Origin of the sequence: Pigmentiphaga sp. (assembly GCF_033795525.1) — a bacterium.
In the GTDB taxonomy this organism is placed as follows: Bacteria; Pseudomonadota; Gammaproteobacteria; order Burkholderiales; family Burkholderiaceae_B; genus Pigmentiphaga.
On the sequence record NZ_JARYGM010000001.1, the window covers coordinates 752,524 to 771,892 of the forward strand.

General features: G+C 67.3%; 14 protein-coding genes. 4 read left to right on the forward strand and 10 right to left on the reverse strand.

Features of this window, described 5'->3' with window-relative positions:
- Positions 1–121: 121 nt before the first annotated feature.
- The gene (dacB, locus tag QHC78_RS03600; protein ID WP_413816402.1) at positions 122–1,564 is read right to left on the reverse strand and encodes a D-alanyl-D-alanine carboxypeptidase/D-alanyl-D-alanine endopeptidase; all 1,443 of its coding nucleotides are present in this window, start codon (positions 1,562–1,564) and stop codon (positions 122–124) included.
- 118 nt (positions 1,565–1,682) lie between these two features.
- Positions 1,683–3,269: a methyl-accepting chemotaxis protein gene (locus QHC78_RS03605; protein ID WP_319742489.1), complete on the reverse strand. Its 1,587-nt coding sequence runs from the start codon at positions 3,267–3,269 to the stop codon at positions 1,683–1,685.
- Positions 3,270–3,408: 139 nt separating this feature from the next.
- Here QHC78_RS03605 and QHC78_RS03610 point away from each other — a divergent pair, with 139 nt between their 5' ends.
- Complete coding sequence (locus QHC78_RS03610) at positions 3,409–4,515, forward strand: S-(hydroxymethyl)glutathione dehydrogenase/class III alcohol dehydrogenase (RefSeq protein ID WP_319742490.1); 1,107 nt, start codon at positions 3,409–3,411, stop codon at positions 4,513–4,515.
- A 70-nt stretch (positions 4,516–4,585) separates the two neighbouring features.
- Here the strand turns inward: QHC78_RS03610 and QHC78_RS03615 are convergent, their stop codons facing one another.
- From QHC78_RS03615 to QHC78_RS03635, 5 genes are all read right to left on the reverse strand, one after another.
- Complete coding sequence (locus QHC78_RS03615; protein ID WP_319742742.1) at positions 4,586–6,133, reverse strand: acetolactate synthase large subunit; 1,548 nt, start codon at positions 6,131–6,133, stop codon at positions 4,586–4,588.
- Positions 6,134–6,273: 140 nt separating this feature from the next.
- Positions 6,274–7,431: an alpha-hydroxy-acid oxidizing protein gene (locus QHC78_RS03620; protein ID WP_319742491.1), complete on the reverse strand. Its 1,158-nt coding sequence runs from the start codon at positions 7,429–7,431 to the stop codon at positions 6,274–6,276.
- On the reverse strand, positions 7,428–8,399 hold the full coding sequence (locus QHC78_RS03625; RefSeq protein ID WP_319742492.1) for a Bug family tripartite tricarboxylate transporter substrate binding protein: 972 nt from the start codon (positions 8,397–8,399) through the stop codon (positions 7,428–7,430). The genes QHC78_RS03620 and QHC78_RS03625 overlap by 4 nt, the downstream gene beginning before the upstream one ends.
- A gap of 41 nt (positions 8,400–8,440) precedes the next feature.
- Positions 8,441–9,595, reverse strand: a complete 1,155-nt coding sequence (locus QHC78_RS03630) for a mandelate racemase/muconate lactonizing enzyme family protein (protein WP_413816403.1) — start codon at positions 9,593–9,595, stop codon at positions 8,441–8,443.
- Between the two features lie 138 nt (positions 9,596–9,733).
- A complete protein-coding gene (locus QHC78_RS03635) occupies positions 9,734–10,669 on the reverse strand; it encodes a LysR substrate-binding domain-containing protein (protein WP_319742494.1) in 936 nt (311 codons plus the stop codon).
- Between the two features lie 147 nt (positions 10,670–10,816).
- On the opposite strand from QHC78_RS03635, the gene fghA reads away from it, so the two are divergent.
- Positions 10,817–11,662, forward strand: a complete 846-nt coding sequence (gene fghA, locus QHC78_RS03640) for an S-formylglutathione hydrolase (protein ID WP_319742495.1) — start codon at positions 10,817–10,819, stop codon at positions 11,660–11,662.
- A 20-nt stretch (positions 11,663–11,682) separates the two neighbouring features.
- Here the strand turns inward: fghA and QHC78_RS03645 are convergent, their stop codons facing one another.
- The 3 genes from QHC78_RS03645 to QHC78_RS03655 form a co-directional block, all read right to left on the reverse strand.
- On the reverse strand, positions 11,683–13,626 hold the full coding sequence (locus QHC78_RS03645) for an LTA synthase family protein (protein WP_319742496.1): 1,944 nt from the start codon (positions 13,624–13,626) through the stop codon (positions 11,683–11,685).
- Between the two features lie 102 nt (positions 13,627–13,728).
- Positions 13,729–15,018: a sensor histidine kinase gene (locus tag QHC78_RS03650; protein WP_319742497.1), complete on the reverse strand. Its 1,290-nt coding sequence runs from the start codon at positions 15,016–15,018 to the stop codon at positions 13,729–13,731.
- Complete coding sequence (locus QHC78_RS03655; protein WP_319742498.1) at positions 15,015–15,716, reverse strand: response regulator transcription factor; 702 nt, start codon at positions 15,714–15,716, stop codon at positions 15,015–15,017. The genes QHC78_RS03650 and QHC78_RS03655 overlap by 4 nt, the downstream gene beginning before the upstream one ends.
- A 115-nt stretch (positions 15,717–15,831) precedes the next feature.
- Between QHC78_RS03655 and ggt the strand changes: the two genes are divergently transcribed.
- Together ggt and QHC78_RS03665 are read left to right on the forward strand one after the other, a co-directional pair.
- Positions 15,832–17,601, forward strand: a complete 1,770-nt coding sequence (ggt, locus tag QHC78_RS03660; RefSeq protein WP_319742499.1) for a gamma-glutamyltransferase — start codon at positions 15,832–15,834, stop codon at positions 17,599–17,601.
- A gap of 235 nt (positions 17,602–17,836) precedes the next feature.
- Positions 17,837–19,366 (forward strand): glucan biosynthesis protein G, encoded by a 1,530-nt coding sequence (locus QHC78_RS03665; RefSeq protein ID WP_319742743.1) that lies wholly within the window; start codon positions 17,837–17,839, stop codon positions 19,364–19,366.
- The last annotated feature ends 3 nt before the right edge of the window (positions 19,367–19,369 follow it).

Below are 19,369 nucleotides of genomic sequence, written 5' to 3' on the forward strand. Positions count from 1 at the left end.
TGTTTTTCGGTTGGACGGACCGATCATAGCAGTCGCCCTCGCATATCGAAACCCTTCGGTCGGGCGGGCAGCATCGGGTAACACCTGCAACCGGGTTCTTGCATCCTGCATCACTGCTGCATCACTGGGCGGACAGCCAATCGATCAGTTTGTCGTTGAAACCGTTCGCCTGTTGCGCCCGCTCGTCGTTCACCACGCTGACCACCAAATAGCGATGGCCGCTGGCCGACAGGACGTATCCGGCCAGTGCCCGCACGTCGCGCAGCGACCCGCTCTTCAAATGGGCCAGTCCCGCGGCCTCGGAATCGCGCAGGCGCCGCCGCACGGTCCCGTCGACGCCGGAGATGGCCAGCGACGAGACGAACTCCGGCATCACCGGCGAGCGCCAGGCCGCGGCCAGAAGCCGCGCCAGGCTATCGGCGGAAACCCTGCCGTCGCGCGACAATCCCGAGCCGTTGTCCACCACGAGCTCGGGGAAACGCAGGCCGCGGCCGGCCAGGATGCTTTCCACCGCCCGGCCGCCGCTATCGACCGTTGCCGGCCCCGGTTCATAGTTGGCGCCCAGAGACAGCAGCAACATGCGCGCCATGACGTTATTGCTGAATTTGTTGATATGGCGGACGACTTCCACCAGCGGCGGCGAATCGTGGGTGACGAACAGCACCGCGTCCCCCGGCACGCTGCCCGGACGGATCCGGCCGGTAACGCTGCCTCCCATTTCCTGCCAGAGCACACGGAAAACAGCCTCGGCATGCCGCGGCTGGGACAAGGCCAGCCGGTAGATGCTGAACTCGCCGCAGCCGCCCGACACCGTGCCCGTCAGCCGTAGCGAGACACCCGACGAAGTCAGGAACGGTTCGGTTCCGACCGACGGCGGGCCGGGACACAGGGCGTCGGACCACTTGACGGTACCGTCGACCTCGACGCCAGGCACGGGCGGATCGAGCGTCACCCGCCACCGGCGGGCGCGCGGGTCCGGCGTGAATAGCAGGCGGACGGCACCGAACCCCACCATCCAGGCATCAGGACTGGCGTTGTAGGGCCGCGAGGCATCCCCATCGAAAGCGCCGGGGTCGATGGCAACCGGCCCGAACACCGAGCGGTCCACCACGAGTTCCGGAATCTTGCGCACGCCGCGCAGCCGCAGTTCCCGCAGCAATTGCCAAAGGTCTTCGAGCTTGAACAAGGGATCCCCGCTGGCCCGCAGGTACAGCGGTCCGGACAGCGTGCCGTCGGCAGCAACGGTCGTGCCCGGATCCACGAGCAGCTGGGTGCGCCAGACGTACGCCGGCCCCAGGCTGTCGAGGGCGGCGAAGGTCGTCACCAGCTTCATGACCGAGGCAGGATTGCGCGGCTGGTCGGCGTTGACCGACACCATGCGCGGGCCGTCCACCCGCTCGACGACGACCGACAGCGAGCTCTCGGGCAGGCCGGTGGCGGCCCAGGCGGCCGACAACTCCGGCGGCAAGCCCTGTGCCCATGCCGCCGTGGACACCAGGACCGCCAGGAGCGCCACCGCCGCGTTCCGCGAAAATGACCGCCATTGCCTGCGGAAAACCGTCATTTCCCGACGATCCGTGACCGGACCGGTTTGCTCGCACCCGTGCAGCAACGCTGACTCCCTCTGCCTGTGACGTATTTCGGACAGGCTAGAGCATAACGGTTCCGTGGGCCGGCCTGCCTCAGTGGTAGAGCGAGGTTTCGTAGCGCGCCAGCGATTGCCGCATGTCGCCGACGGTGCTCTTGAGCACATCGGTGGCCTGGGCCAGGGATGCGACCGAGTCGGAAGTGCGTTCCACCTCGCCGGAAATGCCCTCCATGCTTTCCGCCACTTCCTTGGATGCGGAAGACTGCTGCTGCAGCATGCCGGCGATGTTGCGCGCGCGTTCGACCACCAGCGACGAAGAACGGCGCACCCGTTCGAAGAACCCCGCGCTTTCGCGGATCTGCTCGCCGCTGTACTGGACCGAGGTCACGGCCTGCTGCATGGAAGCCGACGTTTCGGTCGCGAACCGGGTAATCGCTTCGAGCGCGTGCCCGATGTCTCCGGTGCTGCCGGCCGTGCGGTCGGACAAGGTCCGGACTTCTTCGGCCACTACGCCGAAGCCCCGGCCGTTCTCGCCGGCGCGGGCGGCTTCGATGGCCGCGTTCAGCGACAGCAGCCGGGTCTGGCTGGCGATCTCACTGATGGCCTGGGTGACGCCCGAAATGGTCGATACCAGGTCGTGCAACGAACCGATCTGTTCGTTCGTGCGGCCGACGGCTTCGGCCACCGAATGCGTTCCCCGCACCGAGTCGCCTATCTTGGCTTCCGCCGTATCGACCTCGTTCAGCGCGGACTCGGACAGCGACAGTGCCGTGCTGGTGTGCTGCGACGCTTCGCGGATGGCCACGCTCATCTGCTCGACGGCCGAGGCAATGCGCCCGAGGCGGTCGCGCTGCTCGTCGATCACTTTGCGGATCGAGGCGATTTCGCCGTCGACGCGGGCGGCGCTGGCTTCGACCTCCCGGGCGACCTGCAGCACGTCGCACAGCGTTGAGCGCAGGTGGATGCGCGTCGACTCGACGCGCATGGGCAATCCGCCGAGGTCGAACTGATGGCGCCCCTCGATAGGGACAGACAGGGTCCCTTCGCCTATGGCCGCCAGCGTTTTCTCGATGCGGCGCAGGGGACCGGCGACCCGCAGCCGCCAGACCGCGACCGCGGCGCCGACCGCTCCGGCCTGGGCGAGCATCCAGCCCCAGTGCGGCAACAGCCATTCGCCCAGGACCGCCCCCAGGGCCACGACCGCCACGCCCGCCCCCCAGGGGGTGGGATGGTGCCACCAGCGCGGGCGGGGCGTCGCGGGAAACGTCGCCTTGCCCTGTGCCACCTCGGCATACAGGGCCTGGGCGGCGGCCACCTCGTCCCGGTCGGGAGCGTTGCGCACCGACATGTAGCCGACGGGCCGGCCGTTCTCGGTCAACGGCGTGACATAGGCCTCGACCCAATAGAAACCGCCGTCCTTGCAGCGATTCTTGACCAGCGCACGCCACGGCTGCCCGCGCTTGAGCGTCTCCCAGAGATCGGCGAAGGCCTCCGGCGGCATGTCGGGATGGCGGACGATGTTGTGCGGCTGCCCGATGAGCTCGTCGCGCGAGAACCCGCTGACTTCGATGAACGCGGGGTTGGCATAGGTGATGCGCCCCTTCAGGTCGGTGGTAGTGACCACTGGACGGTTTTTCTCGACGAACCGCTCGAGCGAAGTAATGGGCAGATTCTTGCGCATGGTTCTTATAATCGACAACGACTCATGACGTTGACGGCAGGAACGCCGCTGACTTGAGGAGTATTTGCCGGATCGTCACCCGCGGCCCGCCGCACTACAATCCCGGGCGAGACCCACGATTGCCAAGGAGCCCCCCCACATGAAGACGAAAGCCGCAATCGCCTGGAAGGCAGGCGCGCCCCTGACCATCGAAGAAGTGGACCTGGAAGGCCCGCGCGCCGGCGAGGTGCTGATCGAGGTCAAGGCCACCGGCATTTGCCACACCGACTACTACACGCTATCGGGCGCCGACCCCGAAGGCATCTTCCCTGCCATCCTCGGCCACGAGGGCGCCGGCATCGTCGTCGACACCGGCGCGGGCGTGACCACCCTCAAGAAGGGGGACCACGTCATCCCCCTCTACACGCCCGAGTGCCGCCAGTGCAAGTTCTGCCTGTCGCGCAAGACCAACCTGTGCCAGGCCATCCGCACCACCCAGGGCAAGGGCCTGATGCCGGACGGCACCAGCCGCTTCTCGCTCGACGGCAAGCCTATCCACCACTACATGGGCACCTCCACGTTCTCCAACTACATCGTGGTGCCCGAGATCGCGGTGGCCAAGATCCGCGAAGACGCCCCCTTCGACAAGGCCTGCTACATCGGCTGCGGCGTCACCACCGGCGTGGGCGCCGTGGTGTTCAGCGCCAAGGTCGAGGCCGGGGCCAACGTGGTGGTCTTCGGCCTGGGCGGCATCGGCCTGAACGTGATCCAGGGGGCCAAGATGGTCGGCGCCGACAAGATCATCGGTATCGACATCAACCCTGAGCGCGAAGCCCTGGGCCGCCAGTTCGGCATGACCCACTTCGTCAACCCCAAGAACGTCGAGAACGTGGTCGACCACATCGTCCAGCTCACCGACGGCGGGGCCGACTACAGCTTCGAGTGCATAGGCAACACCACCACCATGCGCCAGGCGCTCGAGTGCTGCCACAAGGGCTGGGGCCAATCCTTCATTATCGGCGTGGCCGCCGCCGGCCAGGAGATCGCCACTCGCCCGTTCCAGCTCGTCACCGGCCGCGAATGGAAAGGCTCGGCCTTCGGCGGCGCCCGCGGGCGTACCGACGTGCCCACCATCGTCGACTGGTACATGGACGGCAAGATCAAAATCGACGAACTCATCACGCATACCCTCCCGCTGGAACGCATCAACGAGGGCTTCGACCTCATGAAGAGCGGGCAGTCGATCCGTTCGGTCGTTCTCTATTGACGTCGGCCGGGGCGCGGCAACGATGCCGCCGGCGCAGTCCGCGGTTGCGGATGCTGCGCCTTCCCCGGGGTCAGGGAATACGGGCTTCGATAAGGAACGGCCCGCGCCGCGCGCATGCGCCGCGGAACGCATCGGCCAGTTCGGTCACCGTCTCCACGGCGACGGCTTCGACACCTTGACCGTTGGCGAGCGCCACCCAGTCGAGCTCGGGAGCAGCAAGATCGAGCATCCGGCGCGCCTGCTCGCCGGGCTGCTCGATGCCCACGCCTTTCAACTCCCCCTGCAGTATCCGGTAGCTGCGATTGGCCAGGATGATGGTCACTACGTCCAGCCGCTCGCGCGCCTGCGTCCACAGCGCCTGGAGCGTATACATCCCGCTGCCGTCCCCTTCGAAGCAGACGACCTTCCTGTCCGGGCAGGCAACGCTCGCCCCGGTCGCCATGGGCAGTCCGGAGCCTATCGCCCCGCCCGTAATCTGCAGGTAGTCGTGCGGCGCCGCGCCATCCGTAAACCGGAAAAGGGAGCGGCCGGACGACACGGACTCGTCGCACAGGATGGCTTGCTCCGGGAGCAGAGCGGCCATGGTCTGCATGACCGTATCGGCATCGAGCCGGTCGGCGGCAGGCAATGCCGGCGCATCGGCCATGGGGACCGGCTGCGCCGTGCGCGGCAATCCCAACTCGTCCGCCAGCCACGCCAGCGCATGCAGCACGTCGCCGCCCGGTTCGACCAGCGACTGGATCTCGCATTCGGGCGGCGTCTGCATCCGGGGCTTGCCGGGATAGCCGAAGAATGCGGCGGGCGGATGGCTGCCCACGAGAATCAGTACCTCCAATCCGGCCAGCGCGGCGACCGCCTGGTCGACCGCGAACGGTACACGCGGGACGACCAGCCGCCCCCGGCCGCGGGCGAAGCGGCGATTCGATTGCGAACTCATCACCCGGATGCCGGCAGCCGCCAGTCGCGCGACCACTTCGAGGCCGGCCTCTTCGAGGGCCCGGCCGGTGACCAGCAACGCGCAGCGCTTGCCCGCACGCATGGCCTTCACCGCCCGCCGCATGGCTTCAGCCGTGGCCTGGACCAGGGGCGGCGGCGCGGATGCGGCGACCGGCGTGCCGCCCGGGCTCCATGCAGTATCGGCGGGAAGAATCAGCGTGGCGATCTGTCCGTCCCGGCTGCGGGCGGCGGTAACGGCATCCGCCGCGTCCTGGGCGATCTGCTGTCCGGCGCGGCCGACCCGCCACCAGTCGGATGCCAGCGCCGCGGCAGCCGGCACATCGCTGCGCAGCGGGCTTTCATGCTGCAAATGATCGCTGGCGTGCTCGCCGACGATGTTGACGATGGATGACCGGGCCTTGCGCGCATTGTGCAGGTTCGCCATGCCGTTGGTCAGGCCGGGTCCCAGGTGCAGCAGCGTCGAGGCGGGCCGGCCAGCCATGCGCGCATAGCCGTCGGCCGCACCCGTGACGACGCCTTCGAACAGCCCGAGCACGCATCGCATGCCCGGCACCCGGTCGAGCGCGGCCACGAAATGCATTTCCGACGTGCCCGGATTGGCGAAACAGACATCCACGTTGGATGCGAGCAGGGTCCTGACTAGCGACTCGGCGCCATTCATCATGCGGCACTACCTATTAATGAGCGTTGATGACAAGGTCGCGAAGCGCTTGCCTGCCGCCGCGACAACCCGGGCTTTGGATCAGTTCACCGTAATATTCGCATCCCTGATCACTTTCGCCCAGCGCCGGATCCTCGCCGTTACCCCGGCGAAGCTGTACAGCTGGGAACAGGCCTGAGGCCCGCCGCCAGCCACTGCGGCCCCAAGTGCGAAACGCCGGGACAGCCGAGCAACGCCAGCACGCGGTCGATGTCCTCGCGCACCAGCCCGAGCGCGGCCGCCACGCCGGCCTCCCCGGCCGCGGCAAGTCCATACATGGGCAAGCGGCCCATCAATACTCCGCGTGCGCCCAGGGCCAGCGCCTTGACTACGTCGATCCCGCGCCGCACGCCGCCATCCAGCAGGACCGGCCGGCCGCCCGCGGCGTCCACCACCGCGGCCAAGGCATCGAGGCTGGCCATCGCGCCGTCCAGCTGGCGGCCGCCGTGATTGGAGACGATCACGCCGTCGACTCCTTCCTGGCAAGCGCGGCGGGCATCGTCGGCATGCAGGATGCCCTTGACCCACAGCGCGTGCGGCCAGCGACGGCGCAGTCGCCTCAGATCCTCCCAACAAAAGCTCGCGTCCATCCGCCGTTGCAGCAGCGCCGCTTGCGCCTGCGCGTCCCCTGCCGCAGTGCTGGCCAGGTTGGCGAGCTGCGGCGCGCCGTGCCGGCCAACCTGCGCCAGCCAGCGCGGATGGCTCGCCACGTCCCACACGGTAGCGGCGCGCCAGCGCATCGGCAGCGAGAAACCGTTGCGCAGATCGCGCTCGCGCCGGCCGCTCACCGGCACGTCCGTGGTCAGCACGAGGTGGCGATAGCCGGCCGCGTGCGCGCGGTCAACCAAGGCGTCGGCCATTCCCCGTTCGATCACGTACAGCTGGAACCACGGATTGCCGCCCGCGCGGGCCACCGCCTCGAGCGTGCTGCTGGACGCGGTCGACAACACATAAGGAACGCCTGCAGCGGCCGCCGCTCGCGCCGCTGCGATGTCGCCCTGCGGCCAGAACAGGCCCGCCAGGCCGACCGGCGCAATGCCCATGGGCGACATCCAGGTTTCGCCCAGGACCTGCACCTCTTGGCGCCGGGTGCTCACGTCATTGAGCGCACGCGGGCACAGCGTCACTCGCTCGAAGGCCTGGCGATTGGCACGCAGCGTGGTTTCGTCCTCTGCGCCGCCTTCCAGGTAGTCGAAGGCCAGGCGCGGCAGGCGCCGCCGCGCGAGGCGCCGCAGCTCGTGCGCATTCAGCGGCTTCATTCCCCTGGCTTGAAATCAATGCGCCGACCGACGTCGGCCCAATGGCGCAGCTCGCTGGCGACGAAGGCCGGAAAATCCTTGGCCCCGGGTCCGTCGACCGTGGCTCCGTAGTCCTTCCACAGGGCCTTGATCTTGTCGGTGGCGAGCGCTTGCGCCATCAGTGCGCGCATGTGCTGGCTCACCTGGGGAGGCAGCTTGGCCGGACCGAACAGGCCATACCAGGTCGTCACCGCCAAGTCCGGCACACCTGCCTCGGCCAGCGTAGGCGTATCGGGCAAGGCCGGCGAGCGGGCGGCCGAGGTGACCGCGAGCGCCCGCAGCGAGCCGCTGCGGATCTGGCTCAAGGCCATGGGCATGGTCTCGAACATCAAATCGATCTGGCCGCCCAGCAAGTCGGTGATGGCCGGCGCGCTGCCACGATAGTGAACCGCCTGCATTTTGGCGCCGGTCAACAGCTTGAAGTGCTCGGCGGAAAGATGGTGCAGCCCGCCCTTGCCGCCGGTTCCGTAGTTCAGTCCCTGCTGCGAAGTCTTGCCGGTCCGGACCAGGTCGTCCAGGGTCCTGAACGGCGAGTCGCTGCGCACCAGCACGACGTTCGGCACAGTCGCGATCAGCCCGATGGGCGTAAGGTCGGTCGCGGTATCGTAGGGCATCTTGGGATAGGCAATGGGCAGGATCACATGGTGAATGGCCCCGAACAGGAAGGTATAGCCGTCGGGCGCCGCCTTGACCACGTTGTGTGCCCCTATCATGCCGGCCGCACCGCCGACGTTCTCGACAATGAAGCGCCCTCCCGACAAGTCCGACATTGCCTGGGCCAGTGGGCGCGCCAAGGTATCGAGGGAGCCGCCGGCGCTGGCGGGAACGACGAGGCGTACCGGGCGGCTGCCGGGCCAATCCCCCGCGGCGGACGACAGGGCCGGCGCCGCGAGGGCCAGCGCAACGAAGAGGTGAAGGATGATACGCATGAATGTCTCCTTTATAGGTGGTATAGGGATGGAGGCGGCCGCTATCCCTTGCCCTTGCCGGCCGAGGACGGCAGCTTGGCGATTTCCGCGATGGCGGCGCGGTCGGGTTCGAAGCCCAGGCCCGGCTTGTCGGGCAGGTCGAGCCAGCCGCCATGGGGCTGGGGAATGTCGCCGTAGAGTTTTCTCATCATCTCGACTGCCACCAGGTGCCACTCGACCCGCCCCCCATGCGCCAGACCGCCGTGCAGATGCATGTTGTGCAGCGGGAAGGCGCCGCCGTTGGCAACGGGGATGTTGAAGGCCTCGGCCATGCCGGCGATCTTCGCGGCCTGCGTGTAGCCGCCGCTGATTATCACGTTCGGCTGCACGTAGTCGACGGCGCCGGCGACCAGCATGTCCCGGAAGCGAAAGGCCAGGCCTTCGTTCTGCCCCGCCGCCAGCGCCATGCCGGTACGGCGCCGCAGGTCCGCCATCAGGCGCACGTCGTTCTGCGTGACCGGCTCCTCGAAGAAGGCGATGCCGCAATCGCGCACCGACAGCGCCAGCTTCTCGGCATGGAAGCCATCGAGGCTGCAGTTGGCGTCGATATAAAGGGACGGCTCCTCTCCTACGGCGTCACGCACCGCCCGCACGCGGCGGGCGTCTTCGCGGATCACTTCATCCAGTGGCCGCGGTTCGTCGCGCCGCTGCAGCGCGCCATGGCCCACTACCATTTTCAGGTGGCCGAAGCCGTCCGCCACGCATGCCTGCGCCGCTTGGGCCAGCGAATCGCGGTCCAGGAAGTTGAATCCGAAGGTGGTGTAGACCGGCACGCGCGGGCGGGCCCCACCCAGCAGTTTCCAGATGGGCTGGCCCAGCGCCTTGCCTTTGATATCCCACAATGCCACGTCCAGCGCCGCCACGGCATGCATGCCATAGCCGGTCTGCCCGCGCGGGCAGAGCAGCCAGTAAAGGCGGTTCCATGCGGCCTCGTGCTCCATCGCGTCCAGCCCGGCCAGTGCCGGCCCGGCGACCTCATTGACGATGCCCGCAACCACTTCTTCTTCGGTAATGGCGGTCAAGCCGTGTCCAACCAGTCCTTCGGCGGTCTCGACCTCGACATAACAGGCCGATAGCGAGGTCGAGCGGCGCACGCCGCCGGCGGCGTAGTCGAGCGGGACGTTCAATGGCGTGGCATGTACGCGTGCAATCTTCACCGGCATCTTCCTTGGATCGTGATACGAAAGTAGCGGCCGCGCATGGGCAACCGCCCGCTATGCTGACAAAGCCAGCCGCAGGCAGCCATTGCTATTTTTTTCACGCAGGTTTCGCGTTTCGTGTACGCGAGGCGCTCGTCAGGTCTGCAACATCGCGCGGCGTTCCGGCTGCGCCAGGAATTCGGCCACCGACAGCGCCGCCGAGGAAATATCCGGAGCATGCCGATGGCACAGCACGAACTGCCGCCGCGCCCATGGCTCGTCGATCTCGATATGGCGGAATGCCTTGCTCATGGCCAGCCACCGCGCCACGCCGAGCGGCACCAGCCCCACGCCAAGCTCGGCCTGGATCATGGCCAGCATCGTGTCGAAGCTGCGGGCCCGCACCCGCACGTTGAGCTTGCCGTCGTGCCCGGCGGCCAGGCGTACCAGCAGCATCGACAGCGCTGAATCCTCGTTCAAGCCCACGAGGTCGCAAGGCAGGATGTCGGCGAAGCCGACCCGGCTCCGGCGCGCCAGCGGATGCGCCTTGTGCGTGACCAGCACCAGCCGGTCCTCCCGATAGGGGCGGGTGCGCATCATCTCGGGCGGGTTGCTTACCCCGGCCTCGTAGATGCCGACTTCGGCAGTCCCTTGCACCACAGCTTTGATGACGCCATAGCTGGTCCCCTCCTGCGTCTCGATGTCGATATCGGGAAACAGCGCCTGGTGCGCGCGGATATCGGCAGGCAGGAACTGCAGCGCCGCCGACGTACAGGCCGCTACCCGGGCCAATCCCTTGTGTCCCTGGGCATGAGCCACGGCGTCGTTATGCATGCGCTCGACCGACTGCAGCAGCGCACGCGCGTGGGCGAGCAGGCTGCGGCCGGCGTCGGTCAGCACCATGCCGTGCGGCCGGCGCTGGAATAGTGCGACGCCGAACTGGGCCTCGAGCTCGGCGATGCGCCGCGAGGCTGCGGTGACGGCAACGCATTGCTGCTCGGCGGCACGGGTGATGCTGCCGTGCTCGACGGTGGCAATGAACAGGCGGATGGACGTAAGATCGAACCGGATGCGTTCTAGCGCTTTACTCATGGCTTGCTTGTCGGCCCCTGACGATTCCTGTTAGCCTCGCGTGCCAGCACGCGAGGCGCCGGCCCGGCGAAGACCGGGCTGCGGCCTCAAGCGTACCCCGAAAGATTCATCGCTTTGCCGCCCGGCCGGCGGCTGCAAGGATTCCACATGCTTGAACTGATCAGCCTGCACCAGTGCTTCGGCGGCCAGCAACGCTTCTACCGCCACGCCTCGTCCACGATCGGCCTGCCGATGCGCTTTTCCGTATTCCTCCCCACGCACGCGAGCGCCGGCCCCGTACCCGTACTGTTCTACCTGGCCGGCCTGACCTGCACCGAAGAAACGTTCATGATCAAGGCCGGTGCCCAGCGCTTCGCGCAGCAGCACGGCATCATGCTGGTCGCACCCGATACCAGCCCGCGCGGGGCCGGCCTTCCGGGCGAAACCGACAGCTGGGACTTCGGCGTCGGCGCAGGCTTCTACCTGGATGCGACCCAGGCCCCCTGGAACCGCCACTACCGCATGTACAGCTACATCGTCGACGAGCTGTTCGGCATCGTCACCTCGGAGCTGCCTGGCGACCCGGCGCGCGCCGGCATCTTCGGGCACTCCATGGGCGGCCACGGCGCGCTGGTACTCGCGCTGCGCAATCCCGCCAAATTCCGCTCGGTCTCGGCCTTCGCCCCCATTGCCCACCCCAGCGACTGCCCGTGGGGACACAAGGCCTTCGGCGGCTACCTGGGACCGGACCGGCAGGCGTGGGCCCAGTACGATGCCACCGAGCTGATGCGCGCCTCGCACCAGCCGTTCCCGGGCGGCATTCTCGTGGACCAGGGCTTGTCCGACCAGTTCCTGGACGCCCAGCTGCGTCCGGAGGCCTTCGAGGCCGCTTGCCGCGAAGCGGGCCAGCCGCTGGAGCTGCGGCGTCATGCGGGCTACGACCACGGCTACTACTTCATCTCGACCTTCATCGAGGACCACCTCGCCTTCCACGCCAAGACGCTGGCCGGCTGAGGCCGGCGCGCGGCTGGCCGCTATTCGCGCTGGCGGCCGGCGGTGAACATGGCGTAGGATTCCTGGAACAGTGCCTGCGCGTCGCGCTCAAGTTCCCGGTCGTGAGGCGCCGGATGCAGTTGGCCGGCCGCATCGACGAACTCTGTCTGCAGGGCCTTGCCGAAGCCGAGCGTGGCGATTTCGCCGCCGCGCATCAGCGCCACGTCGCGATTGTGGTTGAACAGGGCGTAGCCGTCGTCCCGCCGCATGCGAAGGATGTCGCGTCCGGGCAGCCGCGAAGCATAGGACAGGTGCAGCAAGCCGAGCAGCGTCGGGCCGATGTCGACCTGGCTCGCCAGCGTATCGACGCGCCCCGGCCGGACATAGGCCGGCGCATGCACGATGAAGGGCACGGGGTAGGTCGCCACGGGAATCTTCGCCCGTCCGTAGACGCGTGCGCCATGGTCGCCCGTCACCACCAGGATCGTGTCGCGATACCACGGCCGGGTACGCAGCTCGTCGAAGAACTTGCCCACCGCATAATCGGCATAGCGCACTCCCGCCTCGCGTCCCCCACCTTGCTCGGGCACGCCCGGGATGCCCGGCGGGAAGGTAAACGGTTTATGGTTGGACGTGCTCATCACCACCGAGAAAATCCGCTCGCCGCGCGCTACCTGCCGGTCGAAGACCGCGAGCGCGTTGTCGAGCAATTCCTCGTCGGCGATCCCCCATATGTTGGCGAACTTCGGGGCCGGCATATCGGTACGGTCGATGGTTCGCCAGCCGTTGGCGCCAAAGAATTCGTTCATGTTGTCGAAGGTGCCGTAGCCGCCGTAGATGAAAGTCGGCGCATAGCCGGCCTGGCGCGCCACGGTGGCCAGATTGAACAAGTGTTCGTTGCCCGTGCGCTTGACGACCGCTTCGGGCGGCACCGGCGCCAGGGACGTGGCTAGCGCTTCCATGCCGCGCACGGTCCGGGTACCGCTGGCGTAAAGATGGGTGAAACTGAGGCCCTGCGCGGCGATGCGGTCGATGTTGGGGGTCAGCTTCCGCCCGCCCAGGCTGCCGACGAACTCCGAGCCCATCGATTCCTGCAGCAGGATGATGACGTGCAGCCTGCGAGGCGGGCCGAGATCGCTGTTGTCGACTTGCCGTGCGAACGGCTGGCCGGCCGCGGACGACGACGGGCGCGTATTGGCCTGCGTGAGCAGGTGCCGTACGCGGGCGGCGGCCTCGTTGTCATCCAGGGTGGCGTAGTAGCGGGGATAATCGATATTGGCGTTGTGCAATGCGCTGAAGAATGCGTAGACCCCGTTGTCGGCGAGTTCGCCGGCGATGCGGTTGGTCGATCTTCCCTGTGCCGTTTGCAGATCGAGCCCGGCCAACGACAATGCAATCAAGGCCGCCATCACGGCCATGCCGGCCGTCCGCGCCCGCCATCCCGCCTGGTCCCCGAAACAGGCGGCAATATGCGGACGCAGCCATCGCGTCACCGCCAGTCCGACAAACAACGCGGCGGCCAACGCTTGGCCGACCGGATAAGAATCCCGGATGTTGGTGAAGACCTCTGTGGGATAGATCAGGTATTCGACCGCCGTATAGTTGAACCGGGCATTGAACTCATCGAAGAAGAAATATTCGGCCGCGGCAAGATAGGCGAACCCGGCGGCGGCGAGGAAGAATCCGCCCAGCACCAGTGCTCGCCCCGCGCGTGCGCGAAACAGGCGGGCCGGCGCCATCCACAGATAGAGCGCGAACGGTACGCATATGTAAAGCCCGGTAACGGCATCCATCAGCATGCCCATCGCGAATACGCGCGGCAGCATCGACCACGTCACCAGTCCGGCGTGCAAGCTGACCGCCGACAGGGTGATACGCGTGGCAAACGAGAAAACAAGATAGACCAGCCACAGCATGACGAGCAGCCGCAACCGGCCTGCCGCGGGCGCGCCCACTGCGGCGAGCCGGGTCTTGGTCGACGACATCGACATTCCCCTCTGAAAAAACCTAAGGGTAGGTAGATGGCGGTCGAAGACCCGTCGAAGGCATGTCGAGTTTTTGTCGCGCCGCCATGGACGCGCGGGGGATCAGGAAAAGCGCAGCAGGAACCGGGTACCCCGGTCGGGTCCTTCGCGGCTGGAGCTTACGGCCAGCCGCCATCCTTGCAGGTCGCACACGCGCTTGGCGATCGCCAGCCCCAAGCCGCGTCGCCCGCTGTCTTCGCCGGCATCTGCCGCGCTGTCGCGCAGGCGGCCGCGATAGTAGCGCTCGAAGACGAACGGCAGGTCCTGCGCCGCAATGCCCGGCCCGTCATCGGCCAGTACCAGGCATTCGCCGTTCCACGTCGCCCGCAAGCTTGCCGGCGCCGCATGGTCGACGGCGTTGCGCACCAGGTTGCGCAGGACCATCAACAAGCCGTAGCGATCCAGCGTTGCCACCGCCGCATCGGGAATCTCATTGGTCAGCGTCAGCCCGGCCCGGTGCGCTCGCTCCGCCAGTCCGCTCCAGGCATCGTCCAGGCAAGCCCGCAGCGCGACCTCCTCGCGCGGCCCAGGACGGGCGCTGCTGATGGCGCGCGCGGTCTCCAGGGTCGCCGCTATCTCGTCGACGGCGCGCATGATGCGGGCCACGCGAAGGCCCGTTTGCGGCGGCAGCTCGGTCTCCATCGTCACGAGTTCGGCGTCGGTCCGTATGCTGGTCAGCGGCGTGCGGATCTCGTGGCTCAGATTGGCCGAGAACTCGCGCTCCTGGGCAATGGACTGCTCCACCTTGTCCTGCATCCGGTTGAACGCTTCGATCAGGCGGCCCGCCTCGTCGCTGCGCTCTACCTTCAATACCGGGCTCCCCGGCGCCCAGGCCTCGATCCGGTCCGTAACCGCCACCATTGGACCCACCACGCGCCCCGCCAATGCCCGGGCCGTCCAATACCCCACGAGCGTACAGGCCAGCCACAATCCCAGCAGGACCGATCCGAACTCATAGACCCGCCGCTCGTTCTCGGTGGCGTCATAACGCAGGTACACCCGGCCTTTGCTCGAGTCGGCCACCGCCACGTGCCAGGTCTGGCCATTGGGCGCCAACTGGTACTGGCCCGGCGCCAGGCCGGCAATGACGGACGGCACATCGCCGCCGGCGCCTACCCAGCCTTGCAGACTCGGCCCGAGGAGGATGTCGCCGTTGGCCTGGGTGACTTCTTCCCCCGCCTCCACGCGATGCACCAGACGCTGCGCCTCGGTCAGCACGATCTGGTCGACGATCCGGTCCTCCTGCTCTGCCAGCACCAGATAGGCGACGATCGCCTGCACGCCCACGAAAATCGCAATCGCGGCGGTCAACGCCCAGATGACCCGCTGCTTGAGCGTCGCGGCCCCCGTCATCCACGGCGCTCCTGGCTATCGGAAAGCCGGTAGCCGATGCCGTGCACCGTTTCCAGGCCGTCGAAGCCGGCTTCGGACAAGGCTTTGCGCAATAGGTGGATCTGGCTGCGCAAGGCGTCCGTTTCCGGCACGTCGCGGCCCCACAATGCCGTCTCGAGCTCCGCGCGCGAGACCACCCGGCCCGGATCCCGGATCAGCGCTTCGACGATGCGGTTCGTCTTGGGAGTCAGCCGCACCAGCCGGTCCGCTACCCGTACTTCCCTGGTCCGGGCGTCGTAGGACAAAGGGCCGAAGCGCCGCACCGGGTTGGCAACCGCACCCGCCGCACGATTGAGCAAGGCCCGCACCCTGGCTTCGACCTCGGCCAGCGCGAAGGGCTTGGTGACGTAGTCGTCGGCGCCCTGGGCGAAGGCGTCCAGTTTCTGTTCAAGCGCGTCGCGTGCGGTCAACAGCAGGACCGGGGTCGCCTGCCGCAGTTCGGTGCGCAGCCGGTGGAGGACCGTTACGCCATCCGCGCCGGGCAGGCCGATGTCGAGCAGGATCGCGTCGAAGGTCTCCGTAGCCAGGCGATACAAGGCGGACTGGCCATCGTAGGCGACGTCGACGACAAAACCCCTGGCTTCGAGATAGGCGCATAAATTGGCCGAAATCGTCATTTCGTCTTCGACGACGAGTACGCGCGGATGAGGCGTCGGCATGGCTGGCCGGAACGGAAAGAAACGCTGAGGGGCACCAGTGTAAGCTGCTTTGCAGCCGGCCGATGGTAAGGTCTCGGTCGTACCGGCGGCCTGTCCGCCCCGAAGGAAACTGCCCATGGAATTTCTCGCCCGCGTATCACTGCTGCTCTGCCTGACCGGCGCGGCATGGGTATGCGCACCGGCATCGGCCCAGGACCTGGACGTCGATGCCAACCCCGAAGCCCAGACCGCCTACGTACCCAAAAAGGCGGTTACGGGGCACCGCTTCATGGCCGTCACCGCACATCCGGCCGCGAGCGAGGCGGCTTACCGCGTGCTCGAACGCGGCGGCAGCGCGATCGACGCGGCCATCGCGGCGCAGATGATGCTGGGGCTGGTCGAACCGCAGTCTTCGGGCCTGGGCGGCGGCGCGTTCATCCTTTATTACGACGCCCGCCGCGATCAGGTGAGTGTCTTCGATGGCCGGGAGACCGCGCCGGCCGCGGCGGCCGCCGACCGCTTCATGCAAGGGCCGCGGCCGATGCGCTTTGGCGAAGCGGTGGACAGCGGCAAGTCGGTCGGCGTGCCGGGCGTCTTGCGTGCCCTGGAACTGGCGCATGCGCGCCACGGCAAGCTCCCCTGGCCGACCTTGTTCGACGATGCGATCGCCCGCGCCCGCGATGGTTTTCCGGTATCTCAACGCCTGGCCGCGCTGCTGCGCGGCAACAAGCGGCTCGCCGCCCAGCCGGCCGCTCGCGCCTATTTTTTCCATGCCGACGGCTCTCCCGTGCGCGAAGGCGAAACCCTGCGCAATCCCGAGCTGGCCGCGACGCTTGCGCGCATCGCCCGCGATGGCGCGGACGCTTTCTACCGCGGCCCGCTGGCAAGTGCCATGGTGGAGGCGGTGCGTACGCACGTCCGCCCCGGCGACTTGTCGCTGGACGACATGGCCCGCTATACCGCCCGCGAACGGGCCGCCCTGTGCGCCCCCTATCGTATCTACCTGGTCTGCGGGGCGCCGCCGCCCAGCTCCGGCGGCCTGGCCGTGCTGCAGATGCTGCAATTGCTGGCCCGCACTCCGATCGCCGCGGCACCGCCGGTCTCCGTTACCACGGTGCACTATTTTTCCGAAGCCGGGCGGCTGGCCTACGCCGACCGCGACCGCTACGTTGCCGACCCCGACTTTGTCCAGGTGCCGCTGCAGGCCTTGCTGGACCCCGGGTACCTGGCGCGCCGCGCCGCCCTGATCGATGCGCATCGCTCCATGGGCCGCGCCGCGGCCGGCGAACCGGTACGAGGAGCCTTGGCCCGGCACGGCATAGACGATACGCCGGCCCTGCCCTCCACCACCCATCTTTCCATCGTCGATGCCGAGGGCAACGCGGTATCCATGACCTCGACCATCGAGCAGGCCTTCGGCAGCAAGATCTTCGTCGGCGGCTTCCTCCTGAACAACGAACTGACCGATTTCGCGCTTTCTCCCGTGGATGAGCATGGCGTGCCGGTCGCCAACCGGGTCGAAGGCGGCAAGCGGCCGCGCAGCACCATGGCCCCCACCATCGTCCTGCGCGACGACCGGTCCGGCCCGCGGCTGCGCCTGGTGATCGGTTCGCCCGGGGGCAGCGCGATCGCGAACTATGTAGCCCGGACACTGGTCGCCAACCTGGCGTGGGGGCTGGACATCCAGGCCGCGATCGACCTGCCGCACTATGGCAGCCGCAACCGCGCGACGGAACTCGAGCGCAGCGCCGAGCTGGAAAAGCTCGCCCCCGCCTTGCGCGCCATGGACCATCCGGTGGCCTTCCAGTCGCTGCCCAGCGGCCTCCATGGCATCGAGATCCTGGACACCGGGCTGTTGCGGGGCGGGGCCGACCCTCGCCGCGAGGGCACTGCCCTGGGGCGCTAAGGGAACCAAATCAGTGAAAATTGCGTCCATCAGGGCGAGATTGGCCCCAAGATGGCTACATCCGGTAGTACCTGGTAGTACATCTGCGCAGGCAAAGCTCCCTGGGGACGGCCATACCCTCTAAAATCCCTGTTTCAGAATTCCAAGCCACGCCGGACGTACAAGATCCGTGACTGAATTGTCCCTTCTTTTTCCAAGAGGGCGCGCGCGCGCGTCCCGCACTCTTCTCTCGGCCCTGGCATTGTCAGCAGGCCTTCTTTCGGCATCCCCGGCCGGCGCGTTCGACTTTTTCGACGTCGCGCGCCAGGCCAAACAGCTCGCCGGGGAAAAATACAAGGCCCCGACCAGCCAGTTGCCCAAGGAACTGCGCGAGCTCAAGTACGGCGACTATCAGCAGATCCAGGCCAAGCGCGACAAATACCTGTGGGCGGACAGCCGCTCGCCGTTCCAGATCGCCTTCCACCACCAGGGCATGGCATTCGACCTGCCGGTCAAGGTCAACGAAATCGATGCCGAAGGCGTCCGCGAAATCAAATACGATCCGGCGGATTTCGATTTCGGACCGCGCCAGCCCGACCCCAAGCTGCTGCGCGACCTGGGCTTCGCGGGCTTCCGCATCCTCTACCCCCTCAACGATCCCGCCAAGCGCGACGACGAACTGGCCTCCTTCCTTGGCGCCAGCTACTTCCGCATGGTGGGCAAGGGGCAGGTGTACGGAATATCGGCACGCGGCCTGGCGATAGACACCGCCGTGCCCTCCGGCGAGGAGTTCCCGCGCTTCCGGGAATTCTGGATCGCCCGTCCCGCCAACAGCGACAAGCACGTCGTCGTCTATGCGCTGCTCGATTCGCCGCGCGCCACCGGCGCCTACCGCTTCACCATCCATCCCGGCGAAGACACCACGGTGGAAGTGCGGTCGCGCGTGTACTTGCGCGCCCCGGTCGCCAAGCTTGGGATCGCGGCCATGACCAGCATGTATCTGTATGGCGCCGCGCAACCTTCGGGCACGCTCAATTTCCGTCCCGAGCTGCACGACTCCGACGGCCTGGCTTTCCATTCGGGTAACGGGGAATGGCTCTGGCGTCCGCTGAACAACCCGCGCCGGCTCGCCAACAGTTCCTTCGCGGTCGAGAACCCGCGCGGCTTCGGACTGCAGCAGCGGGCCCGCGACTTCCGCCAGTACGAAGACCTGGACGACCGCTACGACTTGCGGCCCACGCTGTGGGTAGAGCCCAGCGGCAACTGGGGCAAGGGCCGGATCGAACTGGTCGAGATCCCGACTGCCGACGAGACCAACGACAACATCGTCGCGTTCTGGGTGCCGGAGCAACAACCCAAGCCCGGTACCGCGCTCGACCTGAATTACACCTTGCGCTGGACCCGCAACGAAGCCGCCTTGCAGGATCCGACGCTGGCACGGGTGCTGCAGACGCGGCGCTCGACCGGCGAGACCAAGGGCGCCGACCTGATCCGGCGTCCCGACGGCAGCACGGCCTTCGTCATCGATTTTTCCGAACCGGCTCCCGCCAAACCCAAGGACCCGCCATTGCCGGTATCTCTGAACTTTTCCACCGGCGGCAATGCCGACGTGATCGAAAACAGCTTGCGCCGCAACCCTGTCACCGGCGGCTGGCGCGTCACGCTGCGGATCAAGGTCAAGGACACGACCAAGCCGGTCGAAATGCGGGCAAATCTGGTCAACGGGCAGACGCCGGTCTCCGAAACCTGGAGCTACCAGTTGCCCGGCTATGAGACGGGCGAGTGATGC